The following is a 20,938-nucleotide window of genomic DNA, read 5'->3' as shown; positions in this document are numbered from 1 at the left end:
ATCATCCGGATACCGGGCGTGCACCACCCGCATTGCAGACCAGAGATATTGTGCATTGCACAATTGTGACATTTTCTTAAACTCATGCGGGAAAATTACGCGGCAGCGGCGTCTCTCGCACGAATGCAAGGACCGAATACCATGACTCTGATGTTTCATCCGCTGCGCAGCCTGAAGGCCGCAGTCTTCCAGATCGGCAGTGCCGTCAGCGCCTCTGAAGTATATTCGAACGAAGTTCGTGGTACGGCCAATCGTGCCGCACGCGGCGACAACGCGCTGATCCGTCAGATTCCGCTCTGAATTTCGAGCCGCAAGCAATTACGCCGCTGGGGCCGTTATGGTTCGCCCACTGCGGCGTTGCGATGGGAGGCCGCGCACTCCGCTTCCGCCGCCAGTTTGCCGTTGGCCTCCTCGAAAACCTGATCGACGATCGCGAATTTCACGGCCTGCCACCGGCAATATTCAGCCAGAAAATCAGCCGTGAACCACAGATTGCTCTTCTTCGTTTCATCCTGCCATTGAAGGCAGTTTTCATCGATCGCCTTGCGAAACAGTCGCTGCAGATGGGTGCGTGACATCATGAATTGCTCGGCAATCAGCCGGGCATCGATCCTGCCGATATCGAAACGACCGTCGATTTCTTCGGACAGCCGCACCCGACGGATCAGTTCATCCATGACCAGCCCGCCCGCCTCGGTCCAAAGGAACATCGCAACCCTTGGCGGCGGCTCCCGCCACTGGACGTTGTCGAACGACCTGCGCGCTACCTGCGGCTGGATCAGCTTGAAGAGTTCCGGCTTATCCACCAGTGTCTTCGCCCTGCTGCCGCCATCCAACCCGTCAAGCGCGGCAAGGTTGGCCACCATCCATCCGAACATCGCCTTCGTCGTAACATCCGCCGCCTCGAAGCGACGCGGCCGGCGCGCGGGATCGCCCGCAATCTTGACGAAGCGATAGCTGACCAACTGGTCCAAGAAATTCAGCACCGTATTGCGGCTCGCCGCATTGCCGGTCGTAACGATCTCCCTCAGACGCGTCGTGGTGAGGCCTGAATTCGGCTCTTCCGGATCATATTCCAGATGAAGTGCGAAAGCGGCCTGGCTCAGAAGCCAGCGCTGATGGGAAGCGAGAAACCGCGCCAGCCTCGGTTGCTCGTCGTAGCGCCCACGAAGCTGCATGGCAAAGGCTTGCAAGGCCTCTACGAAAAGCGGATTGGCAGCCAATTGCTCAGCGGAAAAAGCCATGGACGCCCTCCCCCTCGGATCGCAGATCCAGGCCACAACAAGGCACTTCCGGCGCACCCGCAAAACCACCGGAGCATTCGCCGCTATATCGGCGTCGCAAAGAGAACAAGGCAGTCACGCAATTCATAATATCAACATTTGCAACGGACGCTTGGCGCATCCCGCATACCCGTTGCATCAGAGTGTAGTTCTAATTCTTTTAAACTAAATGAAAATGCCGCGCGGTGACAGCTTTATTACCGCTGGCTAACGAAAAATTGAGTATGCATCGCATAACTCGGTTTTGCGCCGAAACCTGTCGCAATCGACAGTTCGCCAACATTCGAATAAAGGCACAATCCGGTTTCATCATTTCAGGGTTATCCGATGCTGGCCAGCCTCGCCTCGATCGCCTCACTCATGCTCTCGACCCTGCTGATGATGGCGGGTTTCGGCCTGATGAATTTCCTCCTGCCGATCCGAGCGATCGACGAGGGCTGGGCGACCTTCACCATCTCGATCATCGCGACGGCCTATACGTTCGGCTTCACGCTCTCCTGCATCGTTACCCCGATCTTCGTACGCCGCGTCGGCCATGTCCGCGTCTTCACGGCGCTCCTGACCCTTCTGACGGTTTCGGTGCTGCTGTGTTCGCTGGTTGTGGACTGGCGAGCCTGGATGCTCTTCCGCGGTCTTGCCGGCTTTGCCATCGCCGGCGCCTATCTGCTGATCGAAAGCTGGCTCAACGAGCGCGTGAACAATGAGAACAGGGGAGCGCTCTTCTCGGTCTACATGATTACCGCCCTTTCCGGCTCGATCGGCGGGCAATACCTTGTCCCCCTCGGGGATCCGAAGGGCACCGAACTCTTCATCGTCTGCGCCCTGCTCTTCTGCCTCGCGCTGTTTCCGACCGCCCTTTCGACGGCCCAGTCGCCCGCCCCCATCGCGGAAGCCAAGTTCGACCTGAAGCGGCTGCTCAAACGCTCGCCGGTCGCCTTCTTCGGTTCGCTTCTTTCCGGCGCACTTTCCGGCACCTGGGGCAGCCTCGGCGGCGTCTATTCGCAGAATGTCGGTATGACCACAGCGCAAGGTGCGACGCTACTTGCCGCATTTCTCGCCGGCGGTGCCATCGCCCAGATGCCGCTCGGACGCCTTTCGGACTTCATCGATCGGCGTCTCGTGATGATTGGTTCCGGCATTTTCGGGCTGACAGCCTGCTTTGCCATGCTGATCTTCGGCGGCAGTCCGGTGGCACTCTATATTGCCGGTTTCTTCGTCGGCACGGTGCTCTATCCGGTCTACGCGTTGAACGTGGCTCACGCCAACGACATGGCGGAACCCGACGAATACGTGAAGATTTCCAGCGCGATCATGATCCTCTATGGCCTCGGAACCGTTACCGGGCCGCTGATGGGAGGCACGCTGATGGAGTATTTCGGTCCGAACGGTCTCATCTGGTTCCTTGCTGCGGCCTTCGCGCTCTATGCGGGCTATGCCGGCTATCGCATGACGCGCCGCCCCTCCAGCGAAGGGCCGTCGGAGAAGACGGACTTTCAATCCAAGCCGCTGCCGATGCAGGGGCCGGACTCCTCCGGCGGCATTGGAGATCGCCTGTCCTGAGGCGCAGGAACGATGCGGGTCGTAGTTATTGCAGCGTCGAGGCCTTGCGGGCGGCGCGGCGCTCAAGCCCAAGCTGGTGCTCACGGAATATGATGAAGATACCGGCACCGATGACGAAGAATGCACCGATCAGCGTGGTCAAAGTCGGGATCTCATCGAACAGCAGGAAAGCGATGATCGATCCAAGAATGATCGAACAGTATTCGAATGGTGCGATAGTAGAGACGTCCGCGAAGCGATAGCTTTCGGTGAGCAGGATCTGGCCGAGCCCCCCGAAGAAACCGGCCATGACCATAAATCCGAGCGTTTCCCAGGTCAGGACCTGCCAGCCGAAGAACCAGCTCATCGCCGACAATACTGAAGCCGTCAGCGAGAAGAACAGGACGATGGTCGCCGTCCGTTCCTCCTGCACCAACTGGCGCAACTGAAGCATGGCTGTAGCGCCCAGCGCAGCAGCCAGAAGTACCGCGCAGGCGCCTACGGCCGCCTGCGATTCCAAGCCCTGCTCGCTGAAAAGTGTCAATTTCGGCCAGGAAATGATGGAAACGCCGATCATTCCAACGAAGACGGCGCTCCAGCGGTAAACCCTGACATTTTCACGCAGGAAGACCGCCGCGAAAACCACCGCAAGCAAAGGCATGGCATAGCCGATCGCAATTGCATCAGGCATCGGCAGGAGAATGAGCCCGTAAAACCCCACGATCATCGATGCCACGCCGAGTAACCCTCGCTTCAGATGGCCGAATGGATTGCTGGTCTGGAAAGCGGTGCGCAGTTCGCCCTTGAACGCCAGATAAAGCAGGATCGGAAGTATGGCGAAGGCGGATCGGTAGAAACTGACCTGACCGGTCGGCAGTTCGCCCCCGGTCAGCTTGATGCAGCTCTGCATTCCGACAAAGGCCGTTACTGAAAAAACCTTGAGAAGAATGCCCCGGATGGGATCATATGCGGCGGGCGCCATCGGCAGGGCTCTGGATATAAAAAACGGAAATGCAGCAACCGGACGAGGCTGCTGCTCGACGGCGAAGCTTGTGCCGGAAGATAGTCGCTTATTGCGTCAAGAGGCAAGGACCTATCGACGGCAGGCACGATATCGAGCCGGCGCAGGCCTCATCTCCAGTAAATTTGACGAAATATACTTTATTCTCAGTTAACCAATTTTACGGATACTCGATCCCGTTCAATTGCATTCATTTTTCACACCCGCCGCCAACTCCTCCCATTGCTGGCGGGATTTTGACAACCGAGATCCTTTTGCGGATAGTTGCCGATGAGCGAAGCCGTTCCAAAGTTGAAAAGTAATGTCCCCCTCGTCGCTACTCCCCGTTCTATGCGGCTTGTGACGGAGGGTATTGGTACCGATCTGGAGCGCTTCAGCGCCGAGAACACCCATGTCGTGAAACAGATCAGGCTTCTGGCCATCAACGCCCTGATCGAAGCTGCGCGCGCCGGGGAAACCGGCAAGGGCTTTGCGGTCGTGGCAAACGAAGTGCAGCGCCTCGCTCAGGCTGCCGCGGATATTGCAGACCGCTTCCAGGAAAATGTCCTTGGCCGTATCGGTGTCGGTCGCAGCATGGCTGATGATCTCGTCAAGCAGATGGAAGGCGTTCGTCTGACCGACCTTGCCCAGACACTCGTGCAGTTCATCGTGCGCAACCTGTTCGAGCGCACCGCCGACGTCCGATGGTGGGCTACCGATCCCGCTCTCTGGCAGGCATTGGAAAACCCGACAAATGATCGCTTCGCTTATGCCGCCGAACGCCTCGGGGTCATCAACCGTTTCTACACCGTTTATCTCGACCTTGTGATGACCGACGCAAACGGGCGCGTCGTCGCTTCCGCCAATCCGAAGTACCAGCGGGCTCTCAAGGATCGCAACTTTTCCGCCGAACCCTGGTTCACTACGGCCCGTCAATGCGCCAGCGGCGACGACTATGTGGTCGACGAAGTGAAGACCAGCCTCGCCCACGACAATCGCGACGTCCTCGTCTACGCGACCGGCATCCGCGCCGGCGGACGCTCCGATGGTGAACTGGTCGGGACGCTCGGCGTCTATTTCGACTGGCAGGCACAGGGACAGGCGATCGTGGAAAAGGAAGCCAACCTGCCGCCGCAGGTGGCCGAAAAGACCGAGGTCATGCTGCTCGACGGCACGCTGAGGGTGATCGCGTCCAGCACCCCGGCACGTCGCTATACGCATTTTGCGCTTCACAATCCTGAAGGACAGATGCGCGGCAGCTACTATGACGGCAAGGGCTCGATCGTCGCGTTCGCCAAGACCCTTGGCTACGAAGATTACGATGGTCTCGGATGGTATGGCGTCATCGTGCAGCAGAACGAGAGCGACGATTCCATCCGCGCGGCCTTCGGCCTGAAATAGCATACGGAAAACTCGACGGTGGCTGTCCAAAAATGGCCACCAAAATCCCCACTGTTTTAACAATCGTTCAGGAATTGATGCGATTATCCACAATAATCTGGCGGTGATCCTGCGGGCGTATTTCGTATGCCGGTGCCGCAAGGCGGCATCTTCTTACGATCAGGACAAAACATGCGAACAGATACGGGCCGGATCATTCATCTGGCAGACTACCGCCCCACCGACTTCGTGCTGGAACGCGTAGACCTGACCTTCGAGCTTGATCCCACCGAGACCAAGGTGGAAGCGCGACTGATCTTCCACCGCCGCGAAGGCGCGGATCCTTCCGCCCCTCTCGTTCTCGACGGCGACGATCTCAACATGACCGGTCTCATGTTCGACCAGATGGAACTGACCGCCGAGCGCTACACGGCAACGCCCGAAAGCCTGACGATCCGCGATCTGCCGGAAACGGTTCCCTTCGAAATCACCGTGACGACGCAGATCAATCCTGAGGCCAACACCCAGCTGATGGGCCTCTATCGCTCCAACGGCATCTATTGCACCCAGTGCGAGGCCGAGGGCTTCCGCCGCATCACCTATTTCCCCGACCGGCCGGATGTGCTTGCCGTCTATACGGTCAACATCATCGCCGACAAGGATGCCAATCCACTGCTGCTGTCGAATGGTAATTTCCTCGGTGGCGCCGGCTACGGCCCGGGCAAGCACTTCGCCGCCTGGTTCGATCCGCATCCGAAGCCGTCCTATCTCTTTGCGCTCGTCGCCGGCGATCTCGGTGTGGTTGAAGACACATTCACCACCATGTCCGGCCGGGAAGTTGCCTTGAAGATCTATGTCGAACACGGCAAGGAGGCCCGCGCCGCCTATGCCATGGACGCGCTGAAACGCTCGATGAAGTGGGACGAGGAAGTCTTCGGTCGCGAATACGACCTCGACATCTTCATGATCGTCGCCGTCTCCGACTTCAACATGGGGGCCATGGAAAACAAGGGCCTCAACATCTTCAACGACAAGTATGTGCTGGCCGACCCCGAAACGGCGACCGACCAGGACTATGCCAATATCGAGGCGATCATCGCCCACGAGTACTTCCACAACTGGACCGGCAACCGCATCACCTGCCGCGACTGGTTCCAGCTGTGCCTGAAGGAAGGCCTGACCGTCTATCGCGACCACGAATTCTCCGCCGACCAGCGCTCGCGCCCGGTGAAGCGCATCGCGGAAGTCCGTCATCTGCGCTCCGAGCAGTTCCCCGAGGATGCCGGTCCGCTCGCTCATCCGGTCCGACCGACGGCTTATCGCGAGATCAATAATTTCTACACGACGACGGTCTACGAGAAGGGCTCCGAAGTCACCCGAATGATTGCGACCATTCTCGGTCGCGACGGCTTCAAGAAGGGCATGGATCTCTATTTCGAGCGCCACGATGGGGAAGCCGCGACCGTCGAGGATTTCGTGAAGTCCTTCGAGGATGCCAATGGCCGCGACCTCAAGCAGTTTTCGCTCTGGTACAATCAGGCCGGAACGCCGCAGATCACCGTTTCGTCCTCCTATGACGCGGCTGCCAAGACGCTCACCCTGTCTCTGGAGCAGATGATCCCGGCCACGCCCGGACAGTCCAACAAGGACCCGATGCATATTCCGTTGCGGTTCGCGCTGATCGGCGCAAACGGCGGCGAGCAGGCTCCCACCTCTGTCACCGGCGGCGAAGTCTCGGGCGATGTCCTGCATCTCACCGAACGCAGCCAGACCTTCGTCTTCTCCGGCATTGCCAGCCGTCCGGTCGTTTCGCTGAACCGCAGCTTCTCGGCGCCGGTTACGCTGCATTTCTCACAGACCACCGATGATCTCGCCCTGATTGCCCGCTTCGAGACCGACCTCTTCTCCCGCTGGCAGGCGATCACCGATCTCGCCTTGCCGAACCTGACGGCAGCGGCCGGCGCTGCCGCCAAGGGCAAGCCGATTTCCTGCCACAAGGGTCTTCTTGACGCCCTGCTCGCCATCGCAGCCGACGAGAGCCTTGAACCGGCTTTCCGGGCGCAGGCGCTGACGCTGCCGAGCGAATCCGACATCGCCCGCGAACTCGGATCGAACAATGATCCGGACGCCATCCACGCGGGTCGCCAGGCGATCCTGAAGGAAATTGCCGTTGCGGGTGCCGCCACCTTCGAAGCCCTCTACAAGGGTCTGGTGTCGGATGCCGCCTATAGCCCCGATGCAGCAAGCGCCGGACGTCGATCTCTCCGCGACGCCGCCCTCGGCTTCCTCGCTCTCAGCGAAAATACCCCGGTCACAGCGGCCGAGGCCTTCGCCAAGGCCGACAACATGACGGACCTGTCACAGGCCCTGACCGTTTTGGCCCACCGCTTCCCGAACGCTCCGGAAACCCATGCGGCACTGGCTTCGTTCGAAACACGCTTTGCGTCGAACGCGCTCGTGCTCGACAAGTGGTTCCAGATCCAGGCGACCATTCCCGGCGACGGTGCGCTCGACCGCATCATGCGGCTCATGCAGAACCCGAATTTCACCGCCTCCAACCCCAATCGCGTTCGGGCGCTGGTCGGCACCTTCGCCTTTGGCAATCCGACCGGCTTTAACCGGGCTGACGGCGCGGCCTACCGGTTCTTCGCCGAGCAGGTTCTCGCCATAGACAAGCGCAATCCGCAGCTTGCCGCGCGGTTGCTGACGGCGATGCGCTCCTGGCGACTGCTGGAGCCCACCAGGGCCGACCATGCGCGCGAGGCGCTGATGACCATCGAACGCAGCCCTTCGCTGTCGAACGATGTCCGTGACATCGTCGATCGTACGCTGAAGGGCTGAACCAAGCACGGGCGCGGCGTCGAACGCCTCGCCCGTGCTACCTTCCACAGGGCGTTATTCGTCAGGATTGTCGATATACCACTGGGCGTCGAGGTTCGCGCTGTTGAGCAGGTCCTCGTAGCAAAGCGTCATCTCGCGATCGCTGGGGCTCCAGTAGGCGTTCGCCTCTCCGCATTCGCGCGCCGTCAGCTTGATCCCATCCTTGAGCTTGTAGCTGCCGGAAAACGTAACCGCGACCATCTCGAGGATTTCGGTGTCCTTGATCATCTCGCGGAAATAGGCGAGTTGCGGATCGTCGGTCTTCTTATAAGTGATCTTGAAGTCTGTTTTGTCATTCTCGCCCGCCTCGTGCGGAGCCAGAACCCGGTCCCAGCTAGCGGACAGGCTCTGATATTCTTCCGGGCACTGCTCGCGGCGATATTCCGGAAAATCCAGCGAGTCGGCGAAGTCCTTGAAGCGCTTCTCATCCTTGCCCATCATCAGGCAGACGGTGTTGTAGGCGCGCTGCTCGTCCAGACCGTGGGAATCCCAGAAAGCCAGCTCCTCGTCTTCATCAGCCGATCCCGCCGTGAGAAACCAGACATTGGCAAAATCCTCGACGGCACTGTTGAAGTCCTCGTCTTCCGCCTCCAGCAGCAGCACGACCGCAAGTCCGTCGACCGCGTCCTCTTCCTTACCGAGAACGGGCAGGGAAAACTCCGAGATCAGCATGTGGCCGGCCTCGTGGAAGACGGTGGCGATCGCATTATTGAGGGCGAACTGATCCGCTTCCTCCGCCTGCTCTTCCGTCAGCTTCTTGTAGAGTTTCGGCGGCTTGCCCTCGGCAGCCCATACGGCCGAATGAGACAACAGGAATGCGGACAGCACCGCGAAGGCGCCGGCCCGCGCCAGACCTCTGCGAAATGGCAGGAAGTGCTTCAAACAAAGCCCCCTCAGGCGACCGCCCGGTTGTGTTCCCTTGGCTTATCGATAAGGGAGACGCAGGCATGTTTTCAATCAGATTCAAGCGTTTGGCACCAAGCGTACAAAAAAAAGCGATTCGGAATAATGGCTTAAGATTTTGTTCACCAGGTCGGGCTGGACAAGCCGAATCACCGATGATTCATTAAGGCAGATTCGGGCGGGCGGCGCTTCGAATCACACGAGAAAATCGAGGCAGGGGACGATGTCGAACGCGCAGCGGGCAACCGCAGCCGATGAACGGTTGCGGCTTAAACTTACCGGGATTGCTGCTCTTTTCGACGCCCTTTCCAGGGGCCTCTCGACCCTTGGCAATGGCGATGCCGACACGTCCCGGCGGATCGAAACCATCCTTCGGCACTCCATCCCCGTGTTGATCCTGGCGTTCCTGGCGGTCGTCGCAATGGCACGGGTCACCGGCATGCTTTCCGAGCATGCGCGGATCGAGAGCGCGGTGCGCCAATCGACAGCGCTGGTATCGGCAACGGCGAATGCGGCGCTGGTCGCTCAGCCCGAACTCTTCGCCAATGCGGACCGGCAGAGTTCGGAGGCCGCACTTGCGCGCTTCCTGCCGCAGGAGCGCATGGCCGACGGCGCTTTCGTGCTGCTGGTCGATGCGAGCGGGCGCATCTATGCGTCGTCTTCCGATGGGGCCGGCTATGTCGGCATGCATCTCGGCTCGCTACTGCCCGAGGTTAGCACTATCAGGCGTTTCGCCGATCGCAGTGGTGCGATCGAGACGGACATCGGCGGCATCCGCCATTTTGCAGTGGTCACGCCCATCGGAACCGAGGGTGCACTCATTCTCGCAGCGCATTCGCTTCAGGGCGCGATGAACTTCTGGCGCAGCGAGATTTCGCTCAACGTCACGCTATTTGCCGGGATCTCGATGATCCTGCTGGTTGTCCTCTATGCATATTTCCAACAGGTGAAGCGCGCCCGCGACGCCGACGACATCTTCCTCGAAACCAACATGCGGGTGGAAACCGCCCTGTCGCGCGGACGCTGCGGTCTCTGGGACTTCGATCTCGCCTCGCGCAAGCTCTTCTGGTCGCGATCGATGTACGAGATGCTCGGGCTTTCGCCCTCCGAAGACGTGCTGACCTTTGCCGATGCGGCTAAGTTGATGCATCCGGCGGACGGAAATCTCTATGCGTTGGCGCGCGCCATCGGCAAGGGCGGCTCCCGGCAGATAGACCAGGTCTTCCGCATGCGTCATGCCAACGGCCATTATGTCTGGATGCGCGCCCGCGCCCAGGTGATCCGCTCGAATACCGGATGCCTGCACGTCATCGGCATCGCCATGGACGTGACCGAGCAGCACCGACTGGCGCAACGCTACGCCGAGGCCGACCAACGACTGGCAGACGCCATCGAATGCACGTCCGAAGCCTTCGTGCTGTGGGACAAGAACGACCGCCTGGTGATGTGCAATGCGCACTTCCAGCAGGTCTACGGCCTGCCCGACAGCATTCTCGTGCCCGGGACCGAACGCGCCGTGGTGCAGGCTGCGGCCGCGCGACCGATCATCCAGCGTCGCATCGCCGATCCCGATCTCGGCAACAATTCGCGCACGACCGAGGTCCAGCTTGCCGACGAGCGCTGGCTGCAGATCAATGAGCGGCGCACGCGTGACGGTGGCCTTGTTTCCGTCGGCACCGACATCACCCTGCTAAAGCGGCACCAGGAGCGCCTGCGCGATCAGGAACGCCGTCTGATGGCGACGATCGGGGATCTTTCCTCCTCCCAGAAGAAGCTTGAACGCCAGAAGGCGGAGCTTTCCATCGCCAACACCAATTACCTTGCGGAGAAGGACCGCGCGGAAGCAGCCAACAAGGCGAAATCCGAATTCCTGGCCAATATGAGCCACGAACTGAGAACACCGCTCAACGCCATCCTCGGCTTCTCCGAGATCCTCGTTGCCGGCATGTTTGGTCCGATCGGTTCGCCGAAATATTCCGAATATGCCCGCGATATCCATGACAGCGGCAAGCATCTGCTGAACGTCATCAACGACATTCTCGACATGTCGAAAATCGAGGCAGGCCAGATGAAAATCCGTTGCGAGGATATCGACCTCGACGCCCTCATAGAGGAAAGCATGCGGCTCACCGCCATCCCGGCGGACGAGAAGAACATCCTCATCCAGCAGCGCGTTTCGACCGGGCTGACGATGAATGCCGACCGCCGCGCGATGAAGCAGATCCTGCTCAACATCCTGTCGAATGCGGTGAAGTTTACCGATGCGGGTGGGCGGATCGCGCTGCGGGCCCGCCGGACCGGCGATGCGGTGACGATCACCATCGCCGATACCGGCATCGGCATACCGAAGACCGCGCTCTCGAAAATCGGGCACCCGTTCGAGCAGGTACAGAGCCAGTATGCCCGCAGCAATGGCGGCTCCGGCCTCGGCCTTGCCATATCCCGCTCGCTGGTCAGCATGCATGGCGGCGAACTCAGCATCCGCTCCCGCGAAGGTCACGGCACCGTTGTGTCAGTAAGGATACCGGACGAGATCCCCTCCCGGCGTGGCAAGACGGCGGCCGCATAAGAGATAGCCGCCATGATGGCGGCCAATACTCGTCCATCAAGTAGTTATTTCCGTCGAAACACTTAAGATATACTCACGGAAACAGCCATGTTCCGGGCAAAATAGGGCCGCGACACTCTGTCGCCTCATCACGTCCTGCGCCCCAAGATGCTTGTGGGCGCCATGAATTCTGCACAATTCCCTTAATTCGAGAACCTGCATTTCCTTAAGTGTTTTCAAATAGTTGAAAACACAAAAATACGCATACTTGACTTTTTTTGGACACAATCCGGCCACCCGTTGCCAGCGCAAATACAGGAAGCGACAGTTAAGTCAGGCAACAACGATTCGGATTATTCATACACATCTAATTTAACGATATCGATAATCAGTTCATTTTGCAGGATGGCGCATTTGTGCTTGCGCCACCAAGTGACCAAGCCGGCTTTTCTGCCGCATTCCAGGGATAACATTCATGTTCATGCAGAAACCGGCCCGTCGCCGAACGAAAATCAATCTCGCCTCTCTTTGCGGGACCTCAGCACTCGCGATGGTGTTGGCTATGCAGGCTCACAAGGCAAACGCTGACGACGGCGGCTTCAGAGACGTCAGCAACGACCTTTCCGTCGCTCTCATCAATCGTTCGAACGGTAGCTACACTGTCGCCAGAATTGTGAATACAGGCAGCCTTCTGGCATATGACACAAGCGGCTATGTCACCTATAACGAGAATGCCGCAACAACTGTTGTCTCCACCGGTTTCACTACCCGTGGAAATGCCTTGAGCGGGGATGGAAGCGTTATGGTCGGCTATGCCAGATTTGTGGCAGATGGCGATTATCAAGCCTTCATATGGTCGGCTGCCAACGGCATCACCAACATCGGTGCCCTCGCCAGCGGCGAATCCCAGGCCATTGCTGTCAGCGATAACGGCATGGCCGTAGTGGGCAATGCCGAGTTTGGAGGAAACTACGATCACGCCTTCTACTGGTCCGACGGAGCCAGCACACTACGCGATCTCGGAACGTTGGGTGGGGACAGATCCAATGCCTATGCCATAAGCGCTGATGGAAGCACGGTCGTGGGCTCTTCCTATCTGGGTACCACTCCAGAAGCTTCCCATGGGTTCGTCTGGCACGTCGGCGATGCGGGAATGACCGATATCGGCGTGCTTGCAACCGGAACATACAGTGAAGCAAGTCTCGTCAGCAATAACGGGCTGGTTGTCGCGGGGTCTGCAGACGTTACTGAATCAGATGGTAACTCGACTTCGTACTACAGTCGCGCAATTCGCTGGACTGACGCAGGCGGCATCATCGATCTCGGCACATTGGGCGGGAAGCAATCTTCCATTGCCGCGATGAGCAACGATGGAACTGTGATCGTCGGCGATGCCGACATGGCTCCAGATATCAATACCGACGATACGTATTCCCACGCTTACCGGTGGGAGGTCGGCTCCGACGGCATCAACGGCACCATGACCGACCTTGGTACGTTGGGCGGCAACAGTTCTTACGCCTACGACGTCAACGCCGATGGCACTGTCGTTGTCGGTTATGCGAAAGACAGCGCTGATGATAACCACGGCTTCCGGTGGACTCAGACAGACGGCATGATTACCGTCGAACAGTGGCTGCGCAACAATGGCGTCACCGTTGACGACAACTTCACGAGCGACGCCCTGAAAGTCTCGGACGACGGAAATGTCGTCGCGGGCTACGCGCGTAACAATCATTATTATATCGCCCGCGTGGCGACACCGGAGGCGCCCGAAACTCCTACCTCGGGCATCATCGACCTGCCGCAATACCTCAACACCATTGGATCAACCGCGGCTCCGCGCGTCGGTCAGCCGATCGCCAGCGCCAACACCATCATGTTCGGTGCGCAGGGCAGCCCGATGCGAGACCTGCTCAAGACCGGGCAGCGCTCCATCTGGGGCACGGCCGATACCGGATATGACAACAGCGACGCTTCCGATGGCGGCCTCGTGCTTGGCGACTTCGGCTTCGGCTACGGCATTGCCGACGGCATCACCGCCCGCATTTCCGCAGGCGGCACCTATACCGATCAGGACCTCGACGCCGGTGGCGACTTCCAGCACAAGGGTTGGTACGTCTCGCCGGAAGTCTCCGCCAATATCGCCGGTGACATCTACCTCACCGTCGGCGGTTACTACTCACGCGGCAAGCTCGACATAAAGCGCGGTTATCTCAACGGTAGCGCCATGGATTACTCCTATGGCGACACCGACACCGAGACCTGGGCCGGAAAGATCCGCGTCGATTGGCTGAACGCCTTCACCCTCGGCGACAGCGCGTTCACGCCCTATGCGGCCCTGTCGCGCGCCAACACCAAGAGCGACGGCTACACCGAAACCGGCGGCTCCTTCCCGGCCATCTACGACGAGAGCGAGGATCACTCGACCATCGCCCGCGTCGGTATCGATCTGGTTCATACCCTGACCGACGACATTCGCCTGCTCGGTCGCGCCGAGGCTGACTACCGCTTCGAGAAGGAAACAACCGGTACCAGCGGCGAGATCATCGGCATCAGCTCGTTCGACCTCGAAGGACAGGACGTCAAGCAGTTCTGGGTCCGCGCTGGCATCGGTGCAGAATTCGACGTCGGAGGCGGTACCGCTTCGCTCATGGTCAACGCCACCACCGAGGGCGACGATCCTAACGTCTGGCTCAGAAGCGGCTGGAAGGTCAACTTCTAGGCGAGACCACGCAAAAGAAACAACAAGGTCGCCGGCATTCGTGCAGCCGGCGGCCTTGGTGTGAATCCTTGCATCAGCCAGAGGCTTCGCCCTTTTTCTGAATCGGCATGGTTTCAATAACGGGAGTTTCCTCGTCGCTCACGACGACTTCCGGCGCGTCACTTGTACTCATCTCCTCCAGTGAAACATCCCGCATCTCAAAAATAAATTCATCGCGATCTGGATCAGGCCCTGCAAGGATAGATGTTTGCCATCGGGCGTTTTCAGACTTTTGTCTGATCACAAGTTCAGCGACCGCCAATTCCCGTTCTTCAAGAAGGGATTTGAACCAGCCGATTGTTCGTTCGATAATTCCGTTCTCGCGCTTGAGACCACCTCCGCCTCCCGGACTTCCCGGCGGCGCGAGTATTACGGGTCGCACCAGTCGCAACATCGCATTGATATCGTCCTGGGCTACAAACTGAAAAACAGAACCTTGCTGTTTCACACAGGCAACCTTGCCATCGGCGCCAGCCAGAAACGCGTCGCCGAGAGGTTCAAAACTGGCATGCAGATTGAGTTCGACGTCCTGACCGTCAGCGACAAGGATGGTGGCTTTTCCCGCTTTCAGAACCTCTGTTACGATCACGCCATCATCAGGAAATTCGAACTTATCGCTCAGCAACAATTGCCGCACAGCGGCGTCGAAATCCCTTGAACTGGCTGGACGAAGCGTTGCTACGTTCGCGAGATGATAAAGAAATGCGCCCCGATCACTCAGGCTGACGCCAATCCGAACAAGAACACCGCCACCAAGCCCTCCACTCATCCGCATTAACGGCTTGATTGTAGCCCGATCCATGAATTGAACATCATTCGTGCCGCTCCGGTCCGGTCTGGCGACAATATTCGCCCCATAGTCGTTAAGGGTGCCGGACCGTTCGAATCTGGAATCCCGGATCACTCCATAGTCTCCAACCTCGACAAAGTTGCCCGGAAGCCAGTTGCCGAAGAGGCCACCGGACATGAAATGCAGCTTTGGCTGGATTTTGCGTGTTATGGACATAGGGAAACCCTCACTCCCCGAGAAATGGGCAGTCTTGAAGGACAGCAAACTACAATCAAAAGGGGCGGTACGTCATGACACCCATTAAAGGTAGTTCAGACGTATCGGATGTCGCACCTGAGGATTACCAACACCCTTTCAGCCCTTCACCACATTCTGGAATACCCTCCGCGTCGCTTTCGACAGCCGGCGCACCTCGGCCTCCAGCGTCTTGATATCGGGGCAGTCCCCCGCGCGGCAGACGAGATCCACGAGACCGGCGGGCGCATTGGTCGGATCGAAGGGACCGTCGATGCAGAGGCGGACCACCTGCGACAGATCGGTGTAAAAGCGGAGCGCTGTCAGGCAGGTCTCCAGATCGTTCCGATCAAGCAAGGCGCCACCCAGTTGCCTCAGCGCATCCATCGTCGACTGCCCGCTCCCGCAACCACCGACGCCGCGCGCCCTTGCGATCAGGGCAAGATACTGGGCGATGAACTCGATATCGATCAGCCCGCCGGGGATGAGCTTGAAATCCCATATGTCGCGCGGCGGCTTCTCCTTTTCGATCAGATGACGCATCTCCACCACGTCAGCGGCGATCCTCGCCTGATCCCTTGGCCTTGCAAGAACGCTCTCGATGATCGCCTTCGTCTGCCCGACGAGATCCTCGTCACCGCAGATGAGACGCCCCCGCGTCAGTGCCATGTGCTCCCAAGTCCAGGCTTCCTCGTTCTGATACTTCTCGAAGGCGCGCAGTCTGGTCGCGACCGGCCCCTTATTGCCTGAAGGGCGCAGCCGCATGTCGACCTCGTAGAGCACGCCTTCGGCGGTCGGAGCCGAAAGTGCCGCGATCAGGCGCTGCGTCATCCGGGTGAAATAGCGCACCGGGTCGAGCGGCTTCGAACCGTCGGATTCGCCCGCATCGTCGGCATGTTCGTAGAGCAGGATCAGATCGACATCCGAACCGGCGGTCAGTTCGAAGCTGCCGAGCTTGCCCATGCCGGCGAGAGCCACCTTGCCGCCCTCGATCCGTCCATGGGTCGCCTCCATTTCGTCGACAACGGCCTTCAGGGCTTCACCGATGACAAGCCCCGCAAGATCGGTAAAGGCATGCGCGGCCTGCGCTCCCCCGATGGAGCCGGTGAGCAGCCGGATACCGATCAGGAAGCGCTGTTCGGCGGCAAAAATCCTCAACCGGTCGAGAATCTCCTCGTAGAAGCGGCAGCCATTCAGGAAGGAGGCGAGCCTTTTCGCCAGATAGTCCCGTGTCGGAAGTTCCACCATCAGGCCCGGATCGAGCATGCCGTCGAAGACATGCGGGCGGCGGGCGATGATCTCGGCGAGCCGCGGTGCCGACGACATGATGTTGACGATGAGGTCGAGCAGCGCCGGATTGTTGCCAAGCAGGGAGAAAAGCTGAATGCCGGCAGGCAGGCCTGAAAGAAAATCGTCAAAGCGCAGCAAGGCCTCGTCGGCCCGTCGGCTTTCACCGAAAGCCTTAAGCAGTTCCGGTATGAGTTCCGTCAAGCGCTCGCGCGCTTCGACGGATTGCGTGGCGCGATAGCGGCCATAATGCCAGGTGCGGATAACGCGGGAAATGTCCTCCGGCCGTTCGAAACCAAGGCTCTTCAGCGTTTTCAACGTATCCGGGTCGTCCTTCTGGCCAGTGAAGACCAGGTTACCCGTCGCGGTCGATAGCTTTTCCTCATGCTCGAATAGCCCCGCATACCGGCGCTCCACGGTCTTCAGGACATTTTCCAGGCTAGCTGCGAAGCCTTTGGTATCGGCAAAACCCGACATGAAGGCGATGCGTCGCAGTTCCGCCTCGCTCTCCGGCAAGAGATGGGTCTGCTCGTCATGCACCATCTGGATGCGATGCTCGATATCGCGCAGGAACCAGTAGCAGGCGATCAGCTCGTCGCGGGTTTCGCCGTCGATCCAGTTCGCCACGGCAAGCGCACGGAGGGCTGCCTCTGTCGGGCGAACCCTGAGCTCCGGCATGCGGCCGCCCGCGATCAGCTGCTGGGTCTGGGCGAAGAATTCGATCTCGCGGATACCGCCGCGACCGAGCTTGACGTTGTGGCCCTTCACCGCGATGGCCCCGTGCCCCTTGTGAACATGGATCTGGCGCTTGATCGAGTGAATGTCGGCGATGGCCGCGTAATCAAGATATTTGCGGAAGACGAAGGGCACCAGTTCCCGCTGGAACTGCTCTCCCGCCGCAAGATCGCCGGCAATGGGGCGGGCCTTGATGTAGGCGGCGCGCTCCCAGTTCTGCCCCCGTCCCTCATAATAGACCAAGGCCGCCTCGACCGGCACTGCGAGCGGCGTAGAGCCCGGATCGGGGCGAAGGCGAAGGTCGGTGCGAAACACATAGCCATCGGCCGTACGCTCCTGCAGGATGCGCACCAGCCGGCGCATCATCCGGCCATAGGTCTCCGTTGCGTCATCCGGCACGGTAAGGATGCCTGCCTCCGGCTCGAAGAACACGACGAGGTCCACGTCCGAGGAATAGTTGAGTTCGCGGGCACCAAGCTTGCCCATGCCAAGCACGATCAGGCCGCTGCCCCTGGACGGCTCGGACAGGTCCTGAAGTGTGAGCTTACCTGCTTCCTGGCCGGCCACCAGCAGGTGATCGATCGCCGCCGCCACTGATGCATCCGCAATGGCGCTCAGCCAGCGTGTGGTGTCGCGAGCGTCGAAAATCCGTGCGAGGTCGGCAAGCGCGGTGAGGAAGGCGACCTTGCGCTTGGCAATCCTCAATCGCGACATCACCTGCGCCTCGGTCGCGGATGGACCGCCCGGCTCACCCTTCCAGGCGTTGCGGGCAGACGCCACAAGCGCCTCCAGCATTGGTTCGATCGGCTGTTCGATGGCATCAGCCAGAAGCGACGGCGATAGGTTCGCCATATCGCGCAGATAAGGCGAAAGCGTCAGCGCGGCGGCAACGAAATTCTTCAGCGGTCCTTCGCTCGCCAGCAGGTTCGCAATGACCGGTTCGTTCCGGCCCAGATCCTTGAGCATCGATAGAACCGACTTCAGTTCCACCTGATTGAGCGGCCTGATCACATCCGCCGCAACATCCACCAGACGCGTCGTCTTCGGTTCCGTCATCCCACAAGGCCTCCATCCGGGCGAGATCGCGCGGAACCCTCTCCCCGAATCCCGCTCCGCGAGGCGAAGGTATACCAAGGATCGATGATAGAAACCCATAGGATGACTTTATACTGGTTTCTGGCTAGGCGCGGTGCGCAGGGCGATGCTTGCGCATCGTACAAGCAGCGCAACAACGCCAGAAACCAGTATAAAGTCACCGCAGGCCGGCTCGATCGGGCTTTCCGGCGTTGTCGAGGCCCTTGACCGATGCACAAGCATCGCTCTGCGAACCTCTCCTAGCCGGAAAGCCCGATCGAGCCGGTCCTATGGGTTTCTATCATCGATCCTTGGTATCAGGGCTCCTGGCCGGGAAAGACCATGGTCGCGGTCAGACCCCGATCGGTAACATCGTCACCATGCGTGTCGGAAAGCTCAAGCCGCCCGCCATGCAGGGCCATGATCGCGCAGACCAGCGAGAGCCCCAGACCCGTTCCGGGCTTCGAACGGCTTTTGTCGAGACGGACGAAGCGCTTGACCACTTCCTCGCGCTTGTCCTCGGCAACGCCCGGCCCGCTGTCGGAAACCCTGAGTTCCACGCCGTCACCCGCCTTGGCGACGCTCACCTTGATCTTGCGGTCCCGCTCGCCCTCTGCCCCGTATTTGATGGCGTTGTCGATCAGGTTGGAGATTGCCTGCCCAACGAGTTCGCGATTCCCTCTCACCGAGAGACCCGGTGCAATCTCGGTTTCGAGGCTCAGGCCCGCCTCCTCCGCCACCGGCTCGTAGAGTTCCGCACTGTCGGCGGCGATGGCCGAAAGATCGATATCGGAGAGTTCCGCCGCTATCGACCCCGCCTCGACGCGCGAGATCATCAGTAGCGCGTTGAAGGTGCGGATCAACTGGTCGGACTCCGCGATGATGCCTTCCAGCGCCGTCTTGCGGCTTGCCTCGTCATCTTCGTTCAGCGCGTCGGCGGCCTTGTTGCGCAGCCTCGTCAACGGCGTCTTCAGGTCGTGGGCGATGTTGTCGGAAACCTGCCGGAGGCCCTCGTTGAGTTTCTCGATACGGCCCAGCATGTCGTTCAGCGAAGAGGAGAGACGGTCGAACTCATCGCCCGAACCGGAAACCGGCAGACGCTGCGACAGGTCGCCCGCCATGATCTTCTTGCTCGCGGCGGAAACACGGTCGATGCGCTTCAGGGCATTGCGGCCGATGGCAAACCAGATGATGACGGCGCCGGTTCCCATGATAGCAAGCGCCACCATCAGCGCCTGCCGCACCAGAAGCCTCAGCTTGGCCGGTTCGCCCAGATCGCGGCCGACCATTACCCTCAGGCTGTTGTCGAGGAAGAAGACGTGGCCAGCCGCCACATGCCGCTGCACGTCGCCGCTTTCGTTATAACGCTCGTAACGGAACGGAAAGTCGGTCCACCCCTCGTGATCGAAGACGCCCGGCTGCACCGAGGCGACGTTGCCGGCAAGGATTTCGCCTGTCGGGCCTGCGATCACATAGAGGTTAGCGCCCGGCTGACGCGCCCGGCGCTCCATGATGGCAAGCAGCCGATTGATGCCTCCGCGCTCGTAAGCGGTGGTGATGTCCTGAACCTCTTCCTTCAGGGCGTCGCGCGTCTGGGTGTAGAGGATGCGCTCGGAAAGCGCCGTCACATAGATGACGAGCAAGGCCGCGCAGAGGGCGAAGAGGCCAATATAGAGAGCCGACAGCCGGACGGCCGTCGACTTGAACAGAAGCTTGGCGCGGCTCATCCGTGTCTCAGCCTTCGTCCTTGATCATGTAACCGGCGCCGCGCACGGTCTTCAGCAGCGGCTTGTCGAAATCCTTCTCGATCTTCGAGCGAAGCCGGGAAACGTGCACGTCGATAACGTTGGTCTGCGGGTCGAAATGATAGTCCCAGACGTTTTCAAGAAGCATGGTTCGGGTCACCACCTGACCGGCATTCTTCATTAGATATTCGAGCAGGCGAAATTCGCGCGGCTGGAGCAGGATTTCCTTGCCCGCGCGCCTGACCTCGTGGGACAGCCGGTCGAGTTCTAGATCGCCAACGCGGTACATCATGTCCTGTTCGGGCTTGCCCTTGCGGCGCCCCAGCACTTCGACGCGGGCGAGAAGTTCGGAAAAGGCATATGGCTTGGGCAAATAGTCGTCGCCGCCGGCGCGAAGGCCGGTCACGCGGTCGTCGACCTGGCCGAGCGCGGAGAGGATGAGCACCGGCGTATCGATGCCACGCTTTCTCAGCTCGCTGATGACGGAGAGGCCGTCGCGGCGCGGCAGCATACGATCGATGACCATCACGTCGTAGGTATTCTCCGAACCCATGAACAGGCCGCTTTCGCCATCGCTGGCGTGATCGGCCACAATGCCTGCCTCGCGGAAAGCCTTCGTCATGTAGGCGGCGGCTTCCAGATCGTCTTCGATAACCAATATCTTCATGTGCGCGACATTACCGCCGGCCATGCCATCGGCACAACCGGAATCGGCTGGTCCCACAGTACCGCTTCCTCCGGAAATCATGCTCTCGTCCTTGTTTTCCGCTTAAACA

Annotated in this window: 13 protein-coding genes; 6 read left to right on the top strand and 7 right to left on the bottom strand. The window is 59.8% G+C overall.

The features are described 5' to 3' along the window. The first annotated feature begins 141 nt into the window (after window positions 1-141). Window positions 142-300, top strand: coding sequence for a hypothetical protein (locus tag NBH21_RS02815; RefSeq protein ID WP_250912429.1), 159 nt, complete (start codon window positions 142-144; stop codon window positions 298-300). Window positions 301-335: 35 nt separating this feature from the next. Here the strand turns inward: NBH21_RS02815 and NBH21_RS02810 are convergent, their stop codons facing one another. After that, window positions 336-1,244, bottom strand: coding sequence for a hypothetical protein (locus tag NBH21_RS02810; RefSeq protein WP_250912428.1), 909 nt, complete (start codon window positions 1,242-1,244; stop codon window positions 336-338). A gap of 366 nt (window positions 1,245-1,610) precedes the next feature. Here NBH21_RS02810 and NBH21_RS02805 point away from each other — a divergent pair, with 366 nt between their 5' ends. Then, window positions 1,611-2,843, top strand: a complete 1,233-nt coding sequence (locus NBH21_RS02805; protein ID WP_099057193.1) for an MFS transporter — start codon at window positions 1,611-1,613, stop codon at window positions 2,841-2,843. 25 nt (window positions 2,844-2,868) lie between these two features. Here the strand turns inward: NBH21_RS02805 and NBH21_RS02800 are convergent, their stop codons facing one another. After that, complete coding sequence (locus NBH21_RS02800) at window positions 2,869-3,804, bottom strand: DMT family transporter (RefSeq protein WP_250912427.1); 936 nt, start codon at window positions 3,802-3,804, stop codon at window positions 2,869-2,871. Window positions 3,805-4,113: 309 nt separating this feature from the next. On the opposite strand from NBH21_RS02800, the gene NBH21_RS02795 reads away from it, so the two are divergent. Both NBH21_RS02795 and pepN read left to right on the top strand, forming a co-directional pair. Next, on the top strand, window positions 4,114-5,223 hold the full coding sequence (locus NBH21_RS02795; protein WP_250912426.1) for a methyl-accepting chemotaxis protein: 1,110 nt from the start codon (window positions 4,114-4,116) through the stop codon (window positions 5,221-5,223). A gap of 171 nt (window positions 5,224-5,394) precedes the next feature. Further along, a complete protein-coding gene (pepN, locus tag NBH21_RS02790; protein WP_250912425.1) occupies window positions 5,395-8,043 on the top strand; it encodes an aminopeptidase N in 2,649 nt (882 codons plus the stop codon). A 54-nt stretch (window positions 8,044-8,097) separates the two neighbouring features. Here pepN and NBH21_RS02785 read toward each other — a convergent pair whose 3' ends face one another. Continuing rightward, window positions 8,098-8,964, bottom strand: coding sequence for a DUF4344 domain-containing metallopeptidase (locus NBH21_RS02785; RefSeq protein ID WP_250912424.1), 867 nt, complete (start codon window positions 8,962-8,964; stop codon window positions 8,098-8,100). 244 nt (window positions 8,965-9,208) lie between these two features. Between NBH21_RS02785 and NBH21_RS02780 the strand changes: the two genes are divergently transcribed. Then, window positions 9,209-11,554 (top strand): PAS domain-containing sensor histidine kinase, encoded by a 2,346-nt coding sequence (locus NBH21_RS02780; protein ID WP_250912423.1) that lies wholly within the window; start codon window positions 9,209-9,211, stop codon window positions 11,552-11,554. Between the two features lie 454 nt (window positions 11,555-12,008). Continuing rightward, window positions 12,009-14,258 carry an autotransporter domain-containing protein gene (locus NBH21_RS02775; RefSeq protein WP_250912422.1) on the top strand — a complete coding sequence of 750 codons (2,250 nt, stop codon included), beginning with the start codon at window positions 12,009-12,011 and terminating at the stop codon, window positions 14,256-14,258. A 73-nt stretch (window positions 14,259-14,331) separates the two neighbouring features. Here the strand turns inward: NBH21_RS02775 and NBH21_RS02770 are convergent, their stop codons facing one another. From NBH21_RS02770 to NBH21_RS02755, 4 genes are all read right to left on the bottom strand, one after another. Continuing rightward, window positions 14,332-15,303: a hypothetical protein gene (locus tag NBH21_RS02770; protein ID WP_250912421.1), complete on the bottom strand. Its 972-nt coding sequence runs from the start codon at window positions 15,301-15,303 to the stop codon at window positions 14,332-14,334. A gap of 138 nt (window positions 15,304-15,441) precedes the next feature. Next, entirely contained in the window at window positions 15,442-18,399 is a 2,958-nt protein-coding gene (locus NBH21_RS02765; RefSeq protein ID WP_250912420.1) for a bifunctional [glutamine synthetase] adenylyltransferase/[glutamine synthetase]-adenylyl-L-tyrosine phosphorylase, read from the bottom strand. Between the two features lie 335 nt (window positions 18,400-18,734). Continuing rightward, entirely contained in the window at window positions 18,735-20,144 is a 1,410-nt protein-coding gene (locus NBH21_RS02760) for a sensor histidine kinase (RefSeq protein ID WP_250912419.1), read from the bottom strand. Between the two features lie 7 nt (window positions 20,145-20,151). Beyond that, the gene (locus NBH21_RS02755; protein ID WP_280924052.1) at window positions 20,152-20,853 is read right to left on the bottom strand and encodes a response regulator transcription factor; all 702 of its coding nucleotides are present in this window, start codon (window positions 20,851-20,853) and stop codon (window positions 20,152-20,154) included. Between the last annotated feature and the right edge of the window lie 85 nt (window positions 20,854-20,938).

Origin of the sequence: Ciceribacter sichuanensis (assembly GCF_024055605.1) — a bacterium.
In the GTDB taxonomy this organism is placed as follows: Bacteria; Pseudomonadota; Alphaproteobacteria; order Rhizobiales; family Rhizobiaceae; genus Allorhizobium; species Allorhizobium sichuanense.
The sequence above is the reverse complement of the archived record's forward strand: the minus strand, read 5'-3'. Positions and strand labels throughout refer to the sequence as shown.

Bases quoted from the DNA above. Each gene is read 5' to 3' on its own strand.
- NBH21_RS02815 (WP_250912429.1), top strand. From the start codon at position 142: ATGACTCTGATGTTTCATCCGCTGCGCAGCCTGAAGGCCGCAGTCTTC.
- NBH21_RS02775 (WP_250912422.1), top strand. From the start codon at position 12,009: ATGTTCATGCAGAAACCGGCCCGTCGCCGAACGAAAATCAATCTCGCC.
- NBH21_RS02755 (WP_280924052.1), bottom strand. From the start codon at position 20,853: ATGGCCGGCGGTAATGTCGCGCACATGAAGATATTGGTTATCGAAGAC.
- NBH21_RS02765 (WP_250912420.1), bottom strand. From the start codon at position 18,399: ATGACGGAACCGAAGACGACGCGTCTGGTGGATGTTGCGGCGGATGTG.
- NBH21_RS02810 (WP_250912428.1), bottom strand. From the start codon at position 1,244: ATGGCTTTTTCCGCTGAGCAATTGGCTGCCAATCCGCTTTTCGTAGAG.
- NBH21_RS02780 (WP_250912423.1), top strand. From the start codon at position 9,209: ATGTCGAACGCGCAGCGGGCAACCGCAGCCGATGAACGGTTGCGGCTT.
- NBH21_RS02760 (WP_250912419.1), bottom strand. From the start codon at position 20,144: ATGAGCCGCGCCAAGCTTCTGTTCAAGTCGACGGCCGTCCGGCTGTCG.
- NBH21_RS02800 (WP_250912427.1), bottom strand. From the start codon at position 3,804: ATGGCGCCCGCCGCATATGATCCCATCCGGGGCATTCTTCTCAAGGTT.
- NBH21_RS02795 (WP_250912426.1), top strand. From the start codon at position 4,114: ATGAGCGAAGCCGTTCCAAAGTTGAAAAGTAATGTCCCCCTCGTCGCT.
- pepN (WP_250912425.1), top strand. From the start codon at position 5,395: ATGCGAACAGATACGGGCCGGATCATTCATCTGGCAGACTACCGCCCC.
- NBH21_RS02805 (WP_099057193.1), top strand. From the start codon at position 1,611: ATGCTGGCCAGCCTCGCCTCGATCGCCTCACTCATGCTCTCGACCCTG.
- NBH21_RS02770 (WP_250912421.1), bottom strand. From the start codon at position 15,303: ATGTCCATAACACGCAAAATCCAGCCAAAGCTGCATTTCATGTCCGGT.